The 20,904-nt window shown below is 46.7% G+C and carries 16 protein-coding genes and 2 pseudogenes; 8 read left to right on the top strand and 10 right to left on the bottom strand.

The window, feature by feature from the left end:
* Nucleotides 1-39 precede the first annotated feature (39 nt).
* Complete coding sequence (locus tag F4V72_RS11060) at nucleotides 40-870, top strand: glycerophosphodiester phosphodiesterase (RefSeq protein ID WP_063390043.1); 831 nt, start codon at nucleotides 40-42, stop codon at nucleotides 868-870.
* Between the two features lie 19 nt (nucleotides 871-889).
* The gene (locus tag F4V72_RS11055) at nucleotides 890-2,002 is read left to right on the top strand and encodes an ROK family transcriptional regulator (RefSeq protein ID WP_136058528.1); all 1,113 of its coding nucleotides are present in this window, start codon (nucleotides 890-892) and stop codon (nucleotides 2,000-2,002) included.
* Nucleotides 2,003-2,045: 43 nt separating this feature from the next.
* Here the strand turns inward: F4V72_RS11055 and F4V72_RS11050 are convergent, their stop codons facing one another.
* Nucleotides 2,046-2,513: a hypothetical protein gene (locus tag F4V72_RS11050; RefSeq protein WP_136058527.1), complete on the bottom strand. Its 468-nt coding sequence runs from the start codon at nucleotides 2,511-2,513 to the stop codon at nucleotides 2,046-2,048.
* Nucleotides 2,514-2,777: 264 nt separating this feature from the next.
* A complete protein-coding gene (locus tag F4V72_RS11045; RefSeq protein ID WP_136058526.1) occupies nucleotides 2,778-3,047 on the bottom strand; it encodes a helix-turn-helix transcriptional regulator in 270 nt (89 codons plus the stop codon).
* Nucleotides 3,048-3,167: 120 nt separating this feature from the next.
* Between F4V72_RS11045 and F4V72_RS11040 the strand changes: the two genes are divergently transcribed.
* Together F4V72_RS11040 and F4V72_RS11035 are read left to right on the top strand one after the other, a co-directional pair.
* A complete protein-coding gene (locus tag F4V72_RS11040; RefSeq protein ID WP_023247631.1) occupies nucleotides 3,168-3,440 on the top strand; it encodes a helix-turn-helix domain-containing protein in 273 nt (90 codons plus the stop codon).
* A 76-nt stretch (nucleotides 3,441-3,516) separates the two neighbouring features.
* Nucleotides 3,517-3,723 carry a hypothetical protein gene (locus F4V72_RS11035; protein WP_136058525.1) on the top strand — a complete coding sequence of 69 codons (207 nt, stop codon included), beginning with the start codon at nucleotides 3,517-3,519 and terminating at the stop codon, nucleotides 3,721-3,723.
* Nucleotides 3,724-3,744: 21 nt separating this feature from the next.
* Here the strand turns inward: F4V72_RS11035 and F4V72_RS11030 are convergent, their stop codons facing one another.
* The 3 genes and pseudogenes from F4V72_RS11030 to F4V72_RS24610 all read right to left on the bottom strand — a co-directional run.
* The gene (locus F4V72_RS11030) at nucleotides 3,745-4,656 is read right to left on the bottom strand and encodes an ArdC family protein (protein ID WP_136058524.1); all 912 of its coding nucleotides are present in this window, start codon (nucleotides 4,654-4,656) and stop codon (nucleotides 3,745-3,747) included.
* Between the two features lie 85 nt (nucleotides 4,657-4,741).
* A complete protein-coding gene (locus F4V72_RS11025) occupies nucleotides 4,742-5,035 on the bottom strand; it encodes a hypothetical protein (protein ID WP_136058523.1) in 294 nt (97 codons plus the stop codon).
* Nucleotides 5,036-5,393: 358 nt separating this feature from the next.
* Nucleotides 5,394-5,513, bottom strand: a pseudogene (locus F4V72_RS24610) (phosphorothioated DNA-binding restriction endonuclease); the annotation flags it as partial.
* 112 nt (nucleotides 5,514-5,625) lie between these two features.
* Between F4V72_RS24610 and dndB the strand changes: the two are divergent.
* Genes dndB through dndE form a run of 4 tightly spaced genes read left to right on the top strand, consistent with a single transcriptional unit; the run spans nucleotide 5,626 to nucleotide 10,685 of the window.
* On the top strand, nucleotides 5,626-6,711 hold the full coding sequence (dndB, locus tag F4V72_RS11015; RefSeq protein ID WP_136058522.1) for a DNA sulfur modification protein DndB: 1,086 nt from the start codon (nucleotides 5,626-5,628) through the stop codon (nucleotides 6,709-6,711).
* Nucleotides 6,708-8,330, top strand: a complete 1,623-nt coding sequence (gene dndC / locus F4V72_RS11010; RefSeq protein ID WP_079777329.1) for a DNA phosphorothioation system sulfurtransferase DndC — start codon at nucleotides 6,708-6,710, stop codon at nucleotides 8,328-8,330. Before dndB ends, dndC begins: the two co-directional genes overlap by 4 nt.
* A gap of 1 nt (nucleotide 8,331) precedes the next feature.
* Nucleotides 8,332-10,332, top strand: coding sequence for a DNA sulfur modification protein DndD (gene dndD, locus F4V72_RS11005; RefSeq protein WP_136058521.1), 2,001 nt, complete (start codon nucleotides 8,332-8,334; stop codon nucleotides 10,330-10,332).
* Nucleotides 10,332-10,685 carry a DNA sulfur modification protein DndE gene (gene dndE, locus F4V72_RS11000; RefSeq protein WP_136058520.1) on the top strand — a complete coding sequence of 118 codons (354 nt, stop codon included), beginning with the start codon at nucleotides 10,332-10,334 and terminating at the stop codon, nucleotides 10,683-10,685. The genes dndD and dndE overlap by 1 nt, the downstream gene beginning before the upstream one ends.
* Before the next feature lie 127 nt (nucleotides 10,686-10,812).
* Here dndE and F4V72_RS10995 read toward each other — a convergent pair whose 3' ends face one another.
* The 5 genes and pseudogenes from F4V72_RS10995 to dptF all read right to left on the bottom strand — a co-directional run bounded on the left by F4V72_RS10995 (nucleotide 10,813) and on the right by dptF (nucleotide 20,801).
* Entirely contained in the window at nucleotides 10,813-11,964 is a 1,152-nt protein-coding gene (locus tag F4V72_RS10995; protein ID WP_136058519.1) for a DGQHR domain-containing protein, read from the bottom strand.
* Nucleotides 11,961-12,773 (bottom strand): hypothetical protein, encoded by an 813-nt coding sequence (locus F4V72_RS10990; protein ID WP_136058518.1) that lies wholly within the window; start codon nucleotides 12,771-12,773, stop codon nucleotides 11,961-11,963. Before F4V72_RS10990 ends, F4V72_RS10995 begins: the two co-directional genes overlap by 4 nt.
* Nucleotides 12,770-17,833, bottom strand: coding sequence for a DNA phosphorothioation-dependent restriction protein DptH (gene dptH, locus F4V72_RS10985; protein WP_136058517.1), 5,064 nt, complete (start codon nucleotides 17,831-17,833; stop codon nucleotides 12,770-12,772). Before dptH ends, F4V72_RS10990 begins: the two co-directional genes overlap by 4 nt.
* Nucleotides 17,814-19,142 carry a DNA phosphorothioation-dependent restriction protein DptG gene (dptG, locus tag F4V72_RS10980; protein ID WP_136058516.1) on the bottom strand — a complete coding sequence of 443 codons (1,329 nt, stop codon included), beginning with the start codon at nucleotides 19,140-19,142 and terminating at the stop codon, nucleotides 17,814-17,816. Before dptG ends, dptH begins: the two co-directional genes overlap by 20 nt.
* Nucleotides 19,143-19,146: 4 nt before the next feature.
* Nucleotides 19,147-20,801: pseudogene (gene dptF, locus F4V72_RS10975) on the bottom strand (DNA phosphorothioation-dependent restriction protein DptF).
* Between the last annotated feature and the right edge of the window lie 103 nt (nucleotides 20,802-20,904).

Genomic DNA, 20,904 nt, shown 5'->3' with positions numbered 1-20,904 from the left:
TAAAGTTAATAACCATCTTACATTCGAGAGGAAAAGAAGATGGCGTTTAACTTTCACCGCGCGGCAGAGGGGATTGTGCTGGCCAACAGCCACCGGGGTTATTCCAGCTGCGCGCCGGAAAACACCTTTCCGGCCTTTGAAGCCGCCCGCCAGGCGGGAACCCACTGTATCGAAATCGATATCCACCTGACGGCGGATAACCAACTGGTCGTCACGCACGATCACCGTATCGACCGGGTGTCCACCGGACACGGATTTGTTGAGCAGATGACGTACCCGCAGCTGCTGGCGTGTGACTTTGGCGTGAAATACCATCCGTCATTTTCCGGAACGCGCATCCCCTTGCTGGCGGACGTGCTGCGCTGGGCGGTGGAAAACGGCATGGGGCTGATTGTTGAGGTCAAACAGCGCAACCGTCATGACGAGTTTGTAGCGGCGCTGGTCGCGCTACTACGTGAGCAGCCGGAGGCCCTCGGCCATATCCAGCTACTGGGCTTCAACCATGTGCTGATTAACCGGGTAAAAGCGCAGATCCCGCAACTGGCGTTACAGGTGGTGACGCTGGAGCGCTACAATAACCAACTTGCGGCGGTGCAGCAGTCCAATGCCGGATGTGTCTGCTTTGAGTTCGAGTTCGCCCATATCGACGACCTGCGGGCCTACAAAAATGCCGGGCTGGGCGTGCGGATGTATCTGCATGAAATGAAAAACGGCATGACGCCGCTGGAGCAGTACGACTATAAATTCGGCTGTGACAGTCGTCCGGTGATTATCGGCTGGATGCAGGCGGGGCTGATTGATATGCTCAGCCATGATGATATTCCGTATCTGCAGGGGCTGATTGAAGAGGCCGGACTGCGCTGGGATTAGATAAATAATTAAGGACACCATGAACGCCCACTCTGAACGCCTTGAACTGCGTGGTTCGCAGCGCCTGCTGCTGGAGCTGATCCGCCGCCACGCCCCGGTGACGCGAGCCGAGCTGGCGCGGCTGTCGGGGCTGACGGCGGGGGCGATCACCCAGCAGTGCCGGGAGCTGATGTTCTCCGGCCTGGTGGTGGAAGGGGAGCGCAATACCGGGCAGCGCGGCCAGCCGTCGCTGCCGCTGCGCCTTAACCCCGGCGGCGGCTGCGCTATCGGGTTGTCGTTCAGCCCCGGTTTTATCGATATGACGGTGGTCGATCTCAGCGGTCGCCAGCTACTGTCGCTTTCCGAAGCGCATCAGGAGAATCAGCCGCTGGCGGCGACGCTCGCGCAGATCAAAACCCTGGTGGAGCAGACGCTGAAAAAGCGCCAGCTCCAGCACGCGCGTATCCTCGGTATTGGCTATGCGGTGCCGGGATTTCTGAAAGCGGACGGGCGCAAACGCCACAGCGTGCCGTGGCTGGAGAGCTGGCGCGAGGTGGATTTACAGCAGGCGTTTGCCGACAACCTGCCGTGGCTGACGTGGGTGGAGAACAACGCCAACGCCTCGGCGGTAGGCGAACTGTACAGCGGCGAATGGAATGCGTACAGCGATCTGACCTTTATCGACCTTGGCTACGGTATCGGCGCGGGGATTATCTCCGGACATAAAATGCTACGCGGCGGGTTCTGCAACGCTGGTGAAGTCGGGATGGCCTTTCCGTCCGGTACGCCGCGCCCGTCGTATAAGGATTTGCTTGCCACACTGGAGCGTGAAGGATTCAGTGAAACTCAGCTACCGGAGCTGATTGCCGGGCAGCATCCGCTGCTGGAAAGCTGGTTTGAACGCTGTCGTGGCCAGGTGGAGCAGACGGTGTTTGGCTGCGTGCAGTGGGTGGATCCGCAAATCATCGTACTCGGCGGCGCGATGCCGAAACCGATTATCAGCCGTCTGGTGCAGGAGCTGAATCAGCGGCTGGAAACCCGGCTCGACCCCAACCGTCCGAAAGTGAAGCTGGCCGCGTCTTCGATGGGGGCGCAGAGTGCATCACGCGGCGCGGCGATGATCCCGTTGTATCAGGTGATTAATGAAGATTGATGTATGTCCCGCGCCGGATGCCTGGCGCGGGGATTTCATCCTGCTAACTGACGTTTTCAATCTCATCAATCGGCTTCACGCCATCCGCCGTGCGTAACCAGCGCGGTGCTCTCAATTCGTCCGCAAAGTAACAGACCAGCTCAAACAATAGCCCGGTAAGCACTTGCTCCATTTCCGGCAGCAGTGCCCGCCCCGTCAGAAGCTGCGACAGCGCCAGGCTGTAGCGGCAGAGCAGTGCAGCATCGGCGTCAATGTGCGGCTGGGTATCAGGTAGTGCATCTACGGTTAAACACTCAATCAGATGAGATGGAACAGGATCGCTTAATGTTGACTCAAGCAGCCTCAGACAGGCGGTAAGTCGCCCGCACAGCGCCATCCGTAGCGTCGGATCATGACTTTCGAGAAGTGTTTTAACAAAATCTTCGCAGCGATCGGCCAGGGTGGTGAAATCCGTATCGACGCTGAAAGGAACGGTCAGTAACGGGTGAGTTTGGGTGAGGGTAGTAGCCATAAGGCAGCCTCCAGTATGTAGTGAAATATTCCTGCCACTGGAGAGGTCAATCTCGCGGGTGGCGGAACCGGACGAGGTTGACCTTACCGGCCATACTGGATACCGGCGCGTCTTGCGACGCCCCCGCCCGGCCCGCCATTGAGACGTAGCCGAACGCACGACACAAAAAAGGCGCGAGAGCGCCATGTGCCGCCAGTATGAACATTCAGGAGGTCAATCCCGGCGCCTGATTTTGCAGACGCGGAAATACGATACCGCGATCGGTCAGTCGTCGCAAGGGGAGGGGTGATGCTTCCGGGCATAATCCAGCACGATTTCTGCCAGATCATCTTCGACAGTGTAGAAGTAGCTGGCAGGGACTTTTAGTACTTCAGCGAACTTACACGCCAGAGAAAAATCGGGAGAGTGGGTGCCTCGCTCATACTGGTTCATCCGGGCGCTGGCCGTTGCTTCATCAATACCCGCAAGGATCCCCAGCCGTTCCTGTGACAGCCCCGACCTGAGTCGCGCCTCTTTAAGACGATGTGGCAGCATGAGATCCTCGCGTCATTTCTGATATTTGGGGAAATTTTCAGCCTTGCTAGCGTAAATATTACTAAGTTATCCTTAGTATTGGTGATTCAAATAACCTTTCAGGATCTCGTGGAGTGGGCTATGAAACCAAAGGATGACTGGCATCGGGCGGATATCATTGCAGAACTGCACAAACGTGGCACCAGCCTTGCTGCGCTCTCCCGCAGTGCCGGGCTGAGTTCTTCCACCCTTTCCAACACGCTCGACAGACCCTGGCCGAAAGGCGAATGGCTGATTGCATCGCGCCTTGGTAAACATCCAGCGGAGATTTGGCCCAGCCGATACTTTGATGAACGCGGACGATGGATTGAACGTTTTGTCCGGGGGCAGAAATTACCGGTGCCCGGACGCTGATTGGTCGTAAATGCCGTGTACAAAGGGTCGCGCACTCCATGATGATAGCAATAGTTTAATTGTTCAGGACGCGCTTATGCAGGCTCACTTCTTACCGCCGCCATCTGCCGAAGAACTGGTGATCCGCTGCCAGATACTGGTTCGGGAAATTATTGCCGCGAAACAACCAGGAGTGCGGGATGTACTGACGTTTATCCTTTCCAACCAGCTTGATCTGCTCAAAGGTGCGATAGATGCGGGGTATATCAATAACGAGGAAGAGCAGGGGAGAACGGCAGAGTAGAACCCTGCCGTGAATATGAAGTTATGCGCTCAGCGCTAACGGCTGCTGCGCCCGTTCAAGCAGATACTCGCAGGCATTACGCGCTAACCCGCTGGCGCGGAAAATCGCTTTTTTGTCCTGCTGCAATACCTTCAGCCACGATGCGATGTAGCTGTCATGCTGTAGCTTCGCCTGAATGCCGACATGAGCGCACAGGAAGGCGGCTCCCATTTCGGCAACGAGCTCTTCGAAACTATACGTCGGATCGCCAAAGGTATGGTTTCCGGCGGTAATGCCGTCCCGATTTAGTCGCGAAGCATGTCCGGTAGCGTGCGTCAGTTCATGCAGTAGTGTGCCGTAGTAATCCTCACGCGAAGCGAACTGCTCAGGATGCGGCATGATGATGCAGTCGCGTCCCGGTGAGTAATACGCCCGGTTCTGGCGTCGGTGAGTGATCGTCACCGCGCTTTGTCGGGCAACCAGCTCGGCAGCAGCGATGGGATCATCGATCATCACGACAGGCTGTGAAAACGCTTCCGGCAGTCCTTCACATTGCTGAATATTGAACAGCCGGAACTCGCGTACCACGGCATAAGACGTCACTTTAGGATTGCCGTCAGCATCAAGAACCGTATTCCCATTGCTGTCCACTACCTCGCGCTGCTGGGGCAGATAGAACACGGCCAGTGTGGATTTTTCGCCTTTACGAACGTTACCGCCCGCATTGCGAATCTGAGTGAAGGTCAGCCAGCGATCGCTCTCATATCCCTGTTGCTCTGCGCTGTTCCAGAGTAGAGGAATGTTGATGCCATGATAAAACCGCCCGGATAAGGCATTCATCGGCACCACCGGTTCCCCTTCCCGCCATGGGCGAACCCAGGGAATCACGCCTTCCTCCAGCGCGGCGATGATTTCATCGGTGACTTTCTGGTAAAGATCGTTGCTTCTGTTCATAAGCGTAACCTCATGATAAAGAAGCCGGGTACAGCGCTCCCGGTCGGGAGTCGCCCGGCACGGGGAGTGAAGGATGCTGAGGTAATCAGCAGGAATGAAGGGCAGTAACCAGCAGATGGTTATCTTCAAGGGTTAAGCGCAGCGGCGTCATCAGCGGTACATTGCTGCTGCCGTCAGAGGGCAAACAGTACAGACCGAAATTAATGCTCTTACGGTCCGCGCCTGCGCTTTTGAATGTCAGTATGGTCGCGACAATCAGGTTTTCGAGACGGTCGTCTTCCTGAGAGGGATCGGATGGAAAACTGACTACCTTTTCCCAGGCTTCAGTTGAGACAGACAGCGATAAGGATTTTGCTTCAGGGCAAGATGAAGTTGGCATAGTGTTTCTCCAGTGATGAAAGCAGAGAAACACCGCCCGGCAGGGAGGGTTCCCTGCATGGTGGGGTAGAGGATGTATCAGGCGCTAAGCGCTGTCCGCGAGGATGATACGGAGCGGACGAAAAGGCGAGCCTCACCGGGAAGGTGGCAACCTGAAGGCTCTGGTTGCGGGTCAAACTTCATACAGATTAATACGGTATCAATAATAATCAAGAGTCAGGCTGCTCAGTGTGAGTTTGGGAGCCGTTATTCTGGAAGCAAGTTTGGTGCGCAGGATTTATCCGCTATAGGGGTTAAAGGCAATTTATCCTTTGGAGGGTATAATTGGGCAATCGATGATACCTGCGAAACTCATGGTCTCAGGCTTTGAAGATCTGCTTACGGTGCCAGCCGACGTATTGTTCAGTGGGCCACAGCGATGTGTCGTGAGGAAGATGTAACTGCTGGCCGTTGCGTTGCCAGAACAGGCTAAACAGTACAAACATTGGAATGTGTTACGCAAAAAATTACGTAAAATAACTATAAATCGTAACACATCTTACGTAAAATATCACGTCACCAAACTAACTCGATGTTTATACGGATTACTGTATGGCTAGTGTTGATGCAGATTACTGCTACTCGTTTCCGGCTATACGTGGCATTCAGGCTGGCCGCCCTTTCTATATTGCCACATGCCCGATGCGAATCATCCCGAAAATATTCAGTTTTGATGAAAATGACGTGCCACCGGAATTACGCGCACAGCGCACGCTAAATAAATCTCGCATCCCAGAAATGGTACGTTATTTGCTGGAAAACCCTAAAGATTATGTGTTTTCAGCCCTGACGGCTTCCATCGCTGTAGACGTCCAATTTGATGAGTTTCCGGGTTCCAACAACCTGGGGACGTTGTGTGTACCAATGGATGCGCAAATTTTGATCAATGATGGTCAGCATCGCCGTAAAGCGATTGAAGACGCTTTAGACGCTCGTCCGGAGCTGGGACAGGATAATATTCCGGTGCTGTTCTTTGTCGATGAAGGCTTAAAACGTAGCCAGCAGATGTTCGCCGATCTGAATAAATACGCTATTCGTCCTAGCCCGTCGCTGGCATCTCTATACGATCATCGCGATGCCAGTTCAAATCTGGCGCGCTATCTGGCGATGTCAGTAGAGCCGTTTGTTGGGATGACGGAACTGGAAAAATCTGGCATTAGCCAGCGATCAAATAAGTTGTTTACGTTGAGCAGCATCAAGCAGGCTACCCGTGCATTGTTGGGCAAAGATCCCAAAGAGAATAACTTTGAGGAATGCACTCAAATTGCTACCCACTATTGGCAGGCTATTTTTAGCGTAATGCCGGATTGGCAATTAGCGGCTAAAAAGGAAGTTTCACCGGTTCAGTTGCGACAAGATTATGTTCACGCTCATGGCATTGGATTGCAGGCGCTTGGGCAACTGGGATATACCCTGCTGACGGATTATCCTGAGCAATGGCCGGAGAAAATAGCTGCACTCAAAACATTTAACTGGCGTAGAAACAACCCGGATCTCATCAAGCGTGCGATGCAACACGGCAAGCTGAGTAAAACCAGTACAGCGATCCAGTTAACCTGCAATGCGCTAAAAACCGCACTCTCAATTCCCCTCACTCCTGAAGAACAGGAGCTTGAAGCTCAAATGGTTGTCTCATGAGTAAATTAGTTCAGGCCTACGATTTGGCCGAATACGAAGATTTTATTAATCAGGAGCAGTTCGCTGGACGTCCTCTGGCTGAATATGTTGCTGAGGTTCAAAGAATTTATTGTGCGGATAAGCGCCCGTGGGTAATTGGTTACAGTGGGGGTAAAGACTCTTCAGCAGTTATTACGCTGGTGTATCTGGCCTTACTGGGTCTGCCTCCAGAAATGCGCAGTAAAGATGTTTTTGTGGTGTCGTCCGATACGCTGGTCGAAACGCCAGTGGTAGTCGATTTAATTAAGAAAACGATGTTGCAGATTGAGGCGGGGGCGAAGCGTAACGGTCTGCCGATCACTCAACATGCGGTAACGCCCAAAACTAATGAAACCTTCTGGGTCAATTTACTGGGGAAGGGTTATCCAGCTCCAACCCGTAGTTTCCGCTGGTGTACTGAGCGTATGAAAATCAATCCGGTGAGTGACTTTATTAAAGATAAGGTCAGCCAGTTTGATGAAGTTATTGTTGTGCTGGGTTCGCGCAGTAGTGAAAGCGCTTCTCGTGCACAGGTAATCGCAAAGCACAAAATTGATGGCTCCCGCTTGGCCCGACACACCACGTTGGCAAATGCGTTCATCTATACCCCCATTGATACCTGGGATGTAGAAGATGTCTGGAAGCTGCTGCGCGGCGCGTTCCGCTATGCCCCTGAAGATATCGACGAATGGGAAAGTCCGTGGGGTGGAAATAACCGTCCTCTGTGGACGTTGTATATGGATTCTTCCGCACAGGGTGAATGCCCGCTAGTAATTGATGACAGTACTCCTTCCTGTGGCAACTCGCGTTTTGGCTGTTGGACCTGTACTGTTGTCACTAAAGATAAAGCGATGGAAAGTCTGATCAAAAACGGCGAAGAATGGATGTCTCCGCTGCTGAAATATCGTGATCTGCTGGCGTTTACCACCGATCCGGTGAATAAAGACACGTTTCGAAACTATAAGCGCCGTACCGGTAAGGTGAGCTATCAGTACGCTAAAGAAAGTGATGAGCCGGGCGCTGAACGTAAGCATGTTCCTGGTCCTTACTGGCTAAAATATCGTCAGCAATGGCTAAAAGAATTGCTGGAGATTGAGCGTGATTTAAATGCTCAGGGCCATACCATTACGTTAATTACCAAACCAGAGCTACATGCTATTCGTCAGGAGTGGTTGAAAGATCCTAATGAACCAGACTGGTATGACACGCTGCCTGGGATTTACCGTGAAGTGTATCAGCAGGATTTAGACTGGGTAGTGGATGATCAGTCGCGTTTTGATGCCAGCGATGCAGATCTGTTGGTACAGATAGCGCAGGGGTTTGACGTTGTGCCTGAAATGGTGATGAAACTCATTGAGCTGGAAGTTTCAATGGAAGGCTTAAGCCGTCGTCAGGGCATTTTTGACAAACTCGGCACAATTTTGAAGCAGGACTGGGGCACTCTTGAAGAAATTGAGCAACAACAGGTCACACTGCAAAAACGTAATGAACGGGATATTCATCAGGAAGAGATTACAAAGCTGGAAGCTGAACTTCAGGTTTTACAGCGCAGAATTGTTGATGCCAGTGAATCCTCAGTACTAATTGGGGAGGAGAAATAACGTGCTCATTAAACAGCTGGTATTACATAATTTTCGGGTATTTAACGGTACACATACCATTGATCTGGCTCCCAGAAAGCGCCCACACGATTTGAATCCACGACCTATTGTGCTGTTTGGTGGTTTAAACGGTGCAGGGAAAACGTCGATCCTATCGGCGATCCGCATAGCGTTGTATGGACGACTGGCATTTGGTCTAGCGACCCAACAGCAAGAGTATATCGAACAACTCAGCGCATTGATTCATAACGGTGCGTACTATATTGAACAGCCTGAAGAAGCATCGGTAGAACTGACGTTTACCTATAATAAAGGCGGTCATGAGGCTGAATTTACCGTTACGCGAACCTGGAAAAAGGGGAAGAAGGACCGCCTTTCTCTGCAACAGGATGGGCAGCCACTCAGTGAGCTGGATTACGATCAGTGCCAGGGATTTCTAAATGAGTTAATTCCGCATGGTATTGCTGATCTGTTCTTTTTCGATGGTGAGAAAATTGCAGAACTTGCTGAGGACGAATCCGGTAATATTTTGCGTACTGCCGTACGCCGCTTATTGGGGCTGGATCTGATCTCTAAACTGCGTAACGATTTAATGATTTTCGTTAAGCGTCAGCAATCCAGTCAGCTAGCAAGTTCTCAGCAACAACAGATTGCAGAGCTTGAAAAACAAAGTAAAGAATTAGCCTGCCAGACAGAAGAGTTGCTGGAAAGTGCCGATTTTGCTAAATCGCGGATTGAGTTTTTGTCTAAAGATATAACCCGTTATGAAGGTTTGCTAAATGCTCAGGGGGGCGCTTTTGCCCAGACTAAAGCGCAGGAAAAACAGAAAGTTGATGCACTGCTAAAGGATAAGGAACGTCTTGAAAAAGCACTTCGCCAAGAATGCGATGGGGCGCTACCCTATGCATTAGCTCCTAATATATTATCTCAGTTGCTGGAAAAGATTGCTGACGAAACTCAGATTAAGCAGGCTCAGAGTTTTGAAAAAGAGTTGGAACAATTTTTGTCGCTGCTAAAAAACGATATTGCGTTGCGCTCCAGCACCACCAGTAAAATTGCCACTGAAGCGATTACCGATAATTTGAAAGAGTATATGGCGAATAAGCCTAAGGGTGATTTGCTTTTTGATATATCTGAACGTGAAGCCGGTATGCTCCAGCAGTCAATTGAACAAGACAGCAGAAAAGCATGGCAGCGTTTCGATCTTTACCGTATTCAGCTAGCGGAGATTGAACAACAGTTGGAGCAGGCGGCTGCCAATATTGCTCGCGCTCCTGGAGATGACCAATTAATGGATCTCTTTGAGAAACTGCGCGATCTTGATAAACAGCGTGAAAAGCAGCGGCAAAAATATCTTTCATTTCTGGAAGATGCTAAAAGAGTTAAACAACAGCAACTGGATTGCGTCCGTCAGGTACAAAAAATGCATGATGCTGCCCGCAACCAGCATGGCCTTAATAGCGCCTTTAAAAATGCGCAAGAAACAATTAATTTACTTGATCGGTATAGTGATGTATTAACACAGGCACGAGTGAAAACGCTATCAGCGAATTTTGAAGTCGCTTATCGCAAACTAGCCCGTAAAGAAGATTTGCAACTTAGCGCGCATATTAACCCAGAAACGTTTGACGTTGAGCTGATTGATGAACAGAGCTCCGTTATAAACCGTAAACTGCTTTCTGCGGGTGAAAAGCAGATTTATGCGATTGCAATTCTTGAAGCGTTAGCAAAAACCTCTGGTCGTGACTTACCAGTTATTATCGATACGCCATTAGGACGTCTGGATTCTCAGCATCGAGATAAGTTGATTAACCATTATTTCCCGTTTGCCAGCCATCAGGTTGTGTTGTTGTCCACTGATACTGAAGTGGATGAACGTTATTTTGTCGATCAGTTACGTGATGATATCTCTCATGCTTATGAGATCGTGTTTAATGCGCATACTAAATCATCTACGCTGAAACCTGGCTATTTCTGGGAATTAACTAAGGAGACTATCTGATGCTCCCAAATCGAATGGCACTTAGCCGCCAGACTGAAGATCAGCTCAAAAAGTTAAGAGGATATACAGGGATCACTCCCAATATTGCGGCCCGACTGGCTTTTTTCCGTTCAGTGGAGAGTGAGTTTCGTTATGTGCCAGGGCAGGATAGTAAGAAGTTGGATGGTTTTCTTGTGCTGGATAAAATTACTTGGCTTGGGGAAACACTACAGGCAACAGAGTTAGTATTGAGAATGCTTTATCCACAATTAGAGCAGAAGGCTGTGATTAAGGCATGGGCAGCACATGTTGAGGATGGAATTGCTGCATTGAGAAATCATAAGAGTTTGAAAGATTTCACATTGAATTTATAGAATATGGGAAATGAATGCCAAAATGATCATTTTGGCATTCAACTTTATTGGCAATATTTAATATCTCTGTAGAAGCAGTATCCATCAGAATATCTACAAAAGATAGATGCTCATAATTGAGAATTAATTATAATCCAGTCAAAGTTAGCATCCTTTTATACGCCTCATTCATCCCTTTTGTTGATGATGGGTAAAGAGTGGAGTCAGAGAAATCTTCTTCCTGTTTGATTTTATTAAGATAATTTGTGAAATTATCATTTATGACTTGTCTAGACACACCATGCTTTAGTAAAACGGTTTTTAAGAATTTAAATATGCATGCAATACCAACTGTTTTTTTGAGAAAGTTATCATCATCTAGATCTTTCCAGAAAATATTATCGGTGGCTTCCAGAGCTAAAGATAGCACTTCTTGTATTGCTCTATCATTCCCCTGAATATATAATTTCCTTAATGGATACTCCGCATCATCTTTAAGGATACCTCTTCCATATATAGTGTTTTCTCCTGCATATCGCTTTGAGTTCATCAAATAGCGATCATCTTTAGGGTTTTTGCTTATCAGAGAAAGTATAGCTTCCACAATAGAGGCTGTAGAAACGCGCCAAGAAGTTGTGTTATTTTTTTTATATGCTTCATCTGCTGTTCTATATTTTATCCTGTTTAATAAAGGTTGTTCGCTATTGAAAAGCCGAACAAGATAAACAGCGAGTGTTTCTGGTGGCCAATTAATAGGTTCTTCATTATCGAGTTCATAACCAAATAATTGATATGCTAAACTTTTGTCAACTTTCCCTTGATTATAATTTATTGTTGAAAATAAAAAAGCTTGATAAGGCATGGCTAGGTCAATATAAATAGCACAAAGGAGATCCATTTTAGTTTCAGCATATTCAAAGGCATACAAGCGATGCTGTCCATCAATAATAGAAAGGACCTCTGAGTTCTTAGGGATCTTTATTGTATAAAGATTCTCTGTAGTTGTGGGCTCGACTAAACATCTTTCGCTTTCTTCAGCATATCTACCCGATTTCAGAAAATTAGCACCAAGAATTATCGAGTTAGGAAAAGCAGCTGACTCTCCATCAATGAATTTTGATATTTCGTGTAATCTTTTATTATTCAGTAATCGCTGAACACCTTGGATTTTTCCATTTACATTCTCAGCCTCGAGTGAAAAACTTATTTCTTTAAGAGTATCGGATGGTATGACACAAGCATAATAATCAGCAAATGGCTGGGACACTTTCATTGCTGAAAATTCATGGTATTCGCTCATTCTAGGCCATCTCCATTTAGTTTAGTAACGGAATGGTTTGAAGGATTTGTCGCCTCTTCGAGTCCCGTACCTGGTAATTTATCACTATTCAGAATCATGCCACCAATCAGGTTGTTTACATCTGTTTTTACGGTGTATTCCTTTTTTCTGATATTCGTAAATATCCATAAGGCAATAGATAATAATCCCCCCCAGAATACCTGAGGAGAATCTCCTGTTGGGTTCTTCAATGCAAAGAATGACAGGATAAATGCTACAACCCACAGGAAGAAGCCTGCATATTCCTTTACTCGGCTATCACTACTTTCATCAGTTTCCAAATTGTTAAAGCTAATCTTCTCTTCACATTCTGTATTGTCTTTTTTTTGTATGAAAAACTCAGCAGCAATTCCACCCAATAGCCCTAAGTTAAACATAAATAGTGAAAAATTCTGGAAAAGAGTGATATCAAGAGATGAGATATACAGACAAACTACATTAACAGATTCAACTATTTTATCTGAATGTATAATGCCTCCCGATGTTGTTGTGACAATAGCATTTGTTGGCACTATTGTTTCACAGACAGGCGAAAGGTCTAAAGAGTATAGCCATGGTGCCCATATACCCGCACTAGATATGAGCATGATTACTAAAAAAGAGAATATAAATTTTGGATTTTGAAATACTTCATATATTACCGATAGGAAAAAATTCCATAATAAAAACCAATATTTAAAATACCCTTTCTCATCAATTTTTAGTCTATTTATTGATAAGTAATACTTTAAGCATGGAAGTATTTTTCTTAACTTCGATTCGTTATTCATGAAATTAACTCCCAAAATGCCTTATCCCGCATTTTTTTTACTATTTTATCCCCATCTATATATAGGCTGAAATGCTTATCAAGCTGCCTAATCTGCCCCATCAAAGACTCCTGTTCGCCTTTCTCATCAATGTTAAATACTGCTTTGATATCAGCATTTTTTATCTCAGAAACTCTATGAATCACCCAAGTCAGAATATAAGAAGCATAATTATTCTCGCCTGTTTTGAAGTGGGTAATTTCTTGTGTTGATAGTATAGCACCAACACCATACTCGCGACCTTCCTTAAGAATTTTACGTAGGCTGGCAAAATCCTGGCGCATAAAGTTATCGGCTTCATCGACGAGAATCATTTTGGTTAGCTGGCGATAATCTCCTCGCACCGTCGGTTTTCCACGCTTTTGCATCTGTGCGTAAAAGAGATCCAGTGTCAGTGCAACCACTAGGTTTTGAATCTCTGATGGATAACCAGCGAGTTCAATAACAGTGACGCCATCAACCAGATCATACAAACTGGTCATTTTCTCTGGATTCGTTTCAAATATCTGGAAACCTGCCAGATTATAAAGCGCAGCATATAATGAATCTTCATCGACTTTCTCTTGTGCTAGGTATTGCTGCCACACATCTTCAATAGTCGGCGCTACGCGATTCCATGTTGAGCGATCATGGGGCACTATTCCTGCTAAGTCATAGCACTCCATTATTAGCGTAACCAGCTTCATGCGTTGTTTTACGCCAAGGTTATACGCTTTGCCCATCGTTTCAGCGAATGCCATGGCCGTATGCCTCGGTAGCATGGGCATATCACCAAATAACGATAACGGATTGTAAGGTAACAACGATAGCTGGTATCTCTTAGCTCCCGTAGCTTCCAGAAACGCATCATCCACATAGTCGGATTTATAGTCGAAGATCAGCAGGCCAATCGGTTTACCATCAACGTTGCAGGACTGATTGCGCATTAGTTGCGTAACCAGCGATTTAGTAAACTGGGTTTTCCCAGTACCCATCGTTCCAATAATGCCGGTATTGGTATTCATGAACTTCGCGGTGTTGGTTGGCGCCCAGTACAACGGACTTTGGCGCAGAACATCATGGCCAAACAAGACCTGTAATGGCATGTTGTTGACATTATCAGTCGGTAGAGTTGATGCTTCAGGCTGTGGAGACTCCGGTATTGAATTAGTCTGCGAATCAGCCTGTGTTGTCACCTGTGTTGGTTGTGACGGACTCATATCACAGGCTGGCTTAAGCCGATATTTTTCAGGTGCCAAATGGATTTCAGCTAGAGGAGGTTGATCTCCCTGCGCTGCAATTAACGATGGTAGCAATGAGAAGGGGATTTCGATCTGTAGAATATTCTCTGTAGTCTTTTTATAAGAGACTACAAAGCAGGTCTTACTGTCTACATGCGCTACCACAAAGCCATCAACATAGTCAGTAAGTTCGCCCAGCTTATAGTCGCCAGTGAGCCACCATTCGCGTCGTTCCAGGAGAGGGGATAGCTTGTCGTTATCCAACACACCGTATAGACGCAACTTCTCTACCTGCATTAATACCTGGCGGATAAAAAGTGCCCGGTATAGTTGTGATGCCAGAGTTTGCGGCCCAAGAATATCTTGCTGTAAATAGCGTTTTAGCTCGCGGGCTTGCTGCCCCGCATGGTTGTAATCGGGGCGAGCCCCTGTTTTTACTTCAAGTGGTAACAGATACAGGTTGTTATCTTTGAAGCCGACAAAGAGCACATCGTCAGAGATCGCTCCTTTCTGATAACCCTGTAAATGGCGGGATAAATCGCTTTCTTTCATTCTCAGCCCGACATTGCCAGACACGCGGATCATCTCAGCTACGGACAGTGGAACCCAGCAAATATCTGACTGCTGCAGCATCGACTGTACGAATTTGTATGCACCGATAATGCCGTGTTTCTCTTTGCGCTCCTTCTCATTTGAGCGCAACATTTTCAACAACCACTCGCCGTTAAAGGCATTAAATTCAGCAAGCAGTTGCTGGCTATCAACGGTGGATTGCCCGGCTTGATTTCCTGTCTGAAGCAGACGCAAGAACAACTCAACCTGTTTTGTGACGGTTACGGCGTCATAACCTGCACAACTGGTATACTGGTCAGAGTAATGAATCAGCACGACATCTTTTTGACTGGTAAAGAAATCGAGGGTGACCTTAGGGTCGATAATTGTAGTCCAGAGAGAACTATCATAAGAGCGGTTGAGTAACTGCTTAAAGTTACCGCTGACTGCCAGACTAATCCCCTGACCGTGATATTGGCTGTTGCTCTGTCGTGCCGGTTGCCACAGACAACCCAACAAGCGGGCAAGGCGTAGGGCGCAATAAGGTTCAGTATCGACATTACGTAACCCAAAAGCAGTAAAGTAGGCATCGCCCTGAGTTTCTGCACCTTCGCCCGCAATAAGCCCATGGCATAGCACCCCGCTGGCGGCATCTTCAATGCGAATCTGGCGGCAGTCAACCGGTGCTGTATTGGTGAAAAATGCCAGATGGGCGTAAGCCAGCTTATCGCTTTCCGGCGGCAGGACAAATTTGCTGAATGTTAAGCGACTACGCAGTAGATCGATTAACATATCGGCTTCAGCACGCCATGCGCCACTGTTCAGGCTAAGATCATTTTTAAGTTGTTCATAGCTGCCACTTTCGGCAAAGCGATCAAAGGCATTGGGTAGCAGGCGTTCGTCGTAGCAGTTTACATGTATCGAAATTGCGCCATCTTTTTCCTGCTTAAAATACTCAACCAGCCCCAGGAATAGCTCTCTGGTATCTCCCAGATTAATGGCATTAATCACCAGCGCATTATTTCCTGCACTCTGGAACAATCGGGAATAGGCATCTGTAAATTCGTTGAGCTTGTCTTTAACCAGACGCTTAACATATTCATGGCTCATCTGACGCTGGGGAACAATGTCTATCCAGAAGCGGTTTTCCGCCATCGGTTGTAACTGTGCGTATTCATGTTCGCTGTGATACACAAATGGCATTAAGCCAGAAACAACCAGACGATCGAGAGTAATCTGCGGTAATGAAGCGAAAGAGGCTGATGTAGAGTCTCCTGGCTCCGCAATAATAGTTTCCGCCAACTGCAAATGGTAAGCCAGCACCAGGGGATGCAAAGGCGAGAGGCGTTCATAATTGTCGCCACGGCAAATCCCCAGATGTAGCAGACGCTTCTCTTGTGCAGTCAATGCTCTGCTCAGACCGATTTGCTGTAACGCCTGTTCAAAAGTAGCGATCATGTGACTGACTAACGCACGATATTCCGCTGACCATGACACCAGACTTGGCAGGGTATTTCGGTGTTGATAGTAAACAAACAGTTGGTGGTATGCATTATGGAGGTCGGGATAGCTAGCCTGAAGTTCGTCCAGTGCAAACTCGCTATTGTTACTACCTGTGCTGAGCAGATTATGCTCGATCAGGGAGGATTCCTGCATAAGCAACTGCTGGCGTACACCGACCACATTATGTTCGATATTGTCCAGAATGACGCGACCTTTCATCCGGTTCCAGGTTGCATTCCCTTCTTCTTTGAAGAGTTTATTGAAGCGGCTCTGATCAAAAAGCAGGGGCAGTGTTAATCCTTCCTCTGCGCCAGGCCCTTCAATGTTAAACAACAAACGGGAATCACCTGAAATCAGCGCAAATTTGATCAGCTCACTTTGATTCGCCAACGTTTCAAAATTAACGAGTGCATAATGCCGACAATCAATATCATCACTTTCTTCATCAAGTAAACAAGTCTGGTCGCCGGTCTCGGCAATACGTAACTCGTTATCTTCCAGTTGTAGAGTCAGTTGGCCTTTACCTGGTTCAATACGATAACAATGCTGGATTTCATTAAGCCAGAATTGCCCTTGTTCAACTAACAATAGGCGAAACTTGTACTCTTCCGCCGAATTATTGCGATTGATTATTTCGAGGCTAAAGAAGCAGGGCCGACCATCGAAAGGCACTGACGCCAGAATTTTAGAGTGCCGGCTGATACGCCAGAATCGTTCTTTCTGTAACTGGCGATGATGAGCAATTTTTATCTGATTGTCCTGAAGGTCGTTACCCTGAAAGATAAATTCCAGCTCAACCTGGGACTGTCCAGGCTGAACTTGTACCAGGACGCTGATATCTCGTTTACCCGCTTTACTGGCACTTTTGGCTCTTTGCCAGACTACACCGCTTTCAACGACAATGTTTTCCAGCACCAGTTTCTGTTCGCTGTTCTGCGTCTTTTCATCCAGATAGACAGAAAAATCGAGTTCACGCCAGTCGTCTTTGTCAACGAAATGCTCCTGAATGAATTTTGTACTAAATTCAGTCAGGACATTCTCCAGTTGCCCGCTATAACGCTCAATACTGTCCTCTATCTGGCGATATAACTTTTGGTTTTCGTTTAACCGGGCGCGTAACTGTTTATCACTAAAATTCAGCAGATTATTATCGTTGAATAACTTCAGCTCGGAGAAATCCAGCTTACCGTCATCCAGCAGACGGTATAACGATGAAAAACCAAATACGGTTGCTCCTTCATCCAGTATTGTTGTCAATTGATCGCCCAGCAAACAGCGGGACACTTGAGAACGGGCACTGTCCGTTGTGATCAACTTTTCGAGTTGATGACGGAAGGTCTCGGGATGCCAGATAGCATCAGGCGCAGCCACATCTTTGGTACTATTGAGCAAGGTATCCAGCATGCTGTTATGGATAATCAACAATGCCGTCTGGGCAAAAACTCCGTTGCGGCCGGAAACCTGATCGCGCAGATGGGAAATATAGTTTTCTGTAAACGCAGGAGCTGTCGTGCCGTGCAGTACTGGAATAAGCTGGATGCCATTACATTGGACGCAGGTAAGGTGCTGTCCCGGTGCAATTTCTAATTTATTTCCATTCGCTAAGGAGACGAAAGCCTGCCAGAGCTTTAAGGCGTTATCGGGATCGGGAGATTTAAACTGGTAGCGCTCACCCGGCTGGATGGTGCTGCTAACCCATTCAATGAAGGTTTCTGCCAGATAGGTTTCATACTGTTTCACGGACATATACGGCGTCTCCACTGTCACTCATTCGCTCCACGTTCCCCATGCGTTCATAAAACGCAACCAGCATTTGTGTGGACTGGTTATCCAGATAAAATCCGCGTTGCTCAAAACCACGTAGCAGTTCATGCAACCGGAGTTTTTTGTTTTTACCCACGGTAAGGTTGGTCAGTAACAGCAGCCGATCCTGATTTAGCACCAGCACTTTCCCCGCCCGGCCACGAACCTGAATGAAGTCAGTACAAATCTGGCTTTCCAGCTCGTTAATGTATTTACGATTTACTGATGCTCGTTCAGATTTTTTACCCTGAAATTGTTCAACGGCAACGGATAATAATTGTTTGAAGGTCTCTTCCAGGTTTGTAGCTCGATCGCGTTCAGGAAGATCTCGCTCCTCCTTACTGATAAACTTCTGTATGTAATCATTAAGCTCATTCAGTACTTGATTCGATGTATCTGAATAATTTAAACAATCTTGATATACCTGCCAGAGAGGGCGTTTTCTCTCTCCTTTACCCCACTGCAAAACCTCCAGTGCGGAAAGTATCGGGAAAAGTTTTTCGCTTTGGCTGGCAAACCACTTATAACCAAAGCGCTTAATCTGGTCACGCTCTGAGCTAGCTTTCTCAGTATCAAGGATAAAAAACAGTGATCTACTTTGCGGCTCACCATCCCGCCAGTAGTCCAGGTTGAGCGCCAACTGAGCACACCAGCTAAAGGCGTACAAACGCAGGGTATTGGTCAACTCCTGCAAAAGATATTGTGGATGATCTGCCAGAAATGCTAAATCAGACTGAAAACATGTCACCAGATAGGGTAAATAAGGTTGCTCTTTTGCAAATGGGCCTTCTCCCAGCCGTGTTAATCTAGTATTGAGCTTATTCAGCATTTCTTGTTCGATAAAATTCAACTTATCTTGTATCGGATGGTTAAGGCTAAAACCCCTCATTAAATTGGCAAACAGTGTTCCAAGACGTTTGTCTGCTGCGGAACCGGCGCTTATTTTTTCAGCATCAAACTGGGCGTGAAAAAGCAAGAAAAGCGGAGAGACACGAAAGATATCCTGACTGGAAAAATACATCCGCTCCAGTACCGGCCAGAAACCTTGCTCATCAATTAATATTTGTAGGTGGGCTTTGCAATCTTCGCGAAATTGTTCGAGATTGTAAGTGTCGATTTTGTATTTCACGGCATAGCTTAGTACCAGACCGGTGACAATTTGCCAGTCAATATTATTGTTCTTATTGCGTATCGGTAGGTAGCTATCCAGTTGGTTGTTGCCAACTTTTAATTTTGTTGCAATGGGATACATGATGTTATCCCTCCATGCCGCTGATAGTGATCATGTCGTCGTCCGCTCTTGCACTGTAAACCCGCTGCACGCCATCATAAAATTTGATTTCGCTGCTGGATTTGGCCTGTTCTGCGATCAGTTCAACGATTTCATCCAGTAATACAATCGCGCTTTTGTCATATTTATTAGGACGATAACCATTATTGAGTTTGCTCAATAACTCAAATAAATTAAGACCGATACGAATAGGCTCCAGCGAATTCTGGCCCACTTTTAAATGAACGTCGAAACAGGTCGGATGAGCTGTGTTTTTCTTGAGAATAGCATCCCAGTCTGGTTTTAGCGCGACTGGTGCCGTGATTTTAACCCCACCAAATTCGCCTAAAAAGAACTCTTCTTTTTGGGTACTCAGTTCAGGTGCTTTACGGTTTGCGTACCGCTGGATACCAGCGATAAGTTCAAAAGAATAAAACCGGTTCAGCGCTCTTTTTTGTTCCGGATTCGCAGTGTAGTTCTTATGTAGATGCCAGATATCTGAATAGCGTTCAAATAAAGATTCTTTAAAGAATACCGAGAAGTTTTGGTGATAGTTATTCCCCACTGATTCATGTTGTAGTAACCAGAAGAGCCTAATTAAAGAAGCAGCATCACCCGGCTTAACACACAGGCGGTCAAATGTAATATGTAATTGTTCAAGCTTTTCCAGAAAATCATCAAGTTCGGGATCAACCAATCCAAGCTCATAGCGTAAAATAAATTGATCGAGTTCATAAGTATGCAATCTGGCTGGATCGAAATCAGAAATCTTTTTAATCAGGTCATTTTCTGCACCATTAAAAAGATTGTCAAACAAGTATCCTGGTCCAGTCAGCAGGTGATGTAAAAAGTCAAGCAGTGTTCTTGTTGTAACAAACTGATCTTTAATTAACCGGGCTTTAAAAAGCTGGGTGATTAAAACATGCTGAACGCCGGGCATGCAAAGTAGTTTGAAGTTGGCAACGGTCTTTAAATCATGTCCTGTTGATTCATCCCGTTGAAAAATTGTGTAAAATAGATTCTTATCATCATCACCCGTTAAATGATTTAATAATTTCTTTATAAAGGGTGAGTATTGCTGTTCTTCATCAAACCTGAACTTAGGGTAATGTTCAAAATCAAAAAATGAACAATGCCCAATGCAAAACAAAAAGGTCCGCTACTTTCCTGCTGTTCCGCCAGGAATGTATCAATCACTAAACGAAGCGCTTGATGGCATTCAGCACCTTCTCTGGCAAAGTTAGCGAGCATCCCGGTATTGATACCTACAAGCAAAGGAGATGATTCTTGATGATGATTGCTAAATAAATGATTCAGTGCATCAATAGCTGTCTGCTGAGGAGCGAAGCTATGAGTTGCATCCAGATGAAAGGTAAACCGCTGCTGATAACGGGGGGCTGACTTACAGCGAGTTAATATTTCCGACTTACCATCGCCACTACTGCCGCATAGAAAAATGATCTCACCGGGCTTCGCTATATCCAGATAACGCTGTAATTCTTCTTCAATTTCTTGTTTAACAAAGAGTTGTTCTTTTAGCTCATCGAACACATCCTTTTGCCGATGAGTCTCGGTGGTTACGGAAAACGAAGATGACTTCGCAAGTACACCCAACGCTTTACGTAATGTGATCGCGCTCATAACTTCATGTTCTCTAAAGAAAGAATATCTTCATTCTATACAAGCTAAACCATGATCTCCATATGCCTTTTTCCCCAGTGAGTATCAGGAGCTTTGACGCAAG

The sequence above is a fragment of the Salmonella enterica subsp. diarizonae genome (assembly GCF_008692785.1).
GTDB lineage: Bacteria > Pseudomonadota > Gammaproteobacteria > Enterobacterales > Enterobacteriaceae > Salmonella > Salmonella diarizonae.
The sequence above is the reverse complement of the archived record's forward strand: the minus strand, read 5'-3'. Positions and strand labels throughout refer to the sequence as shown.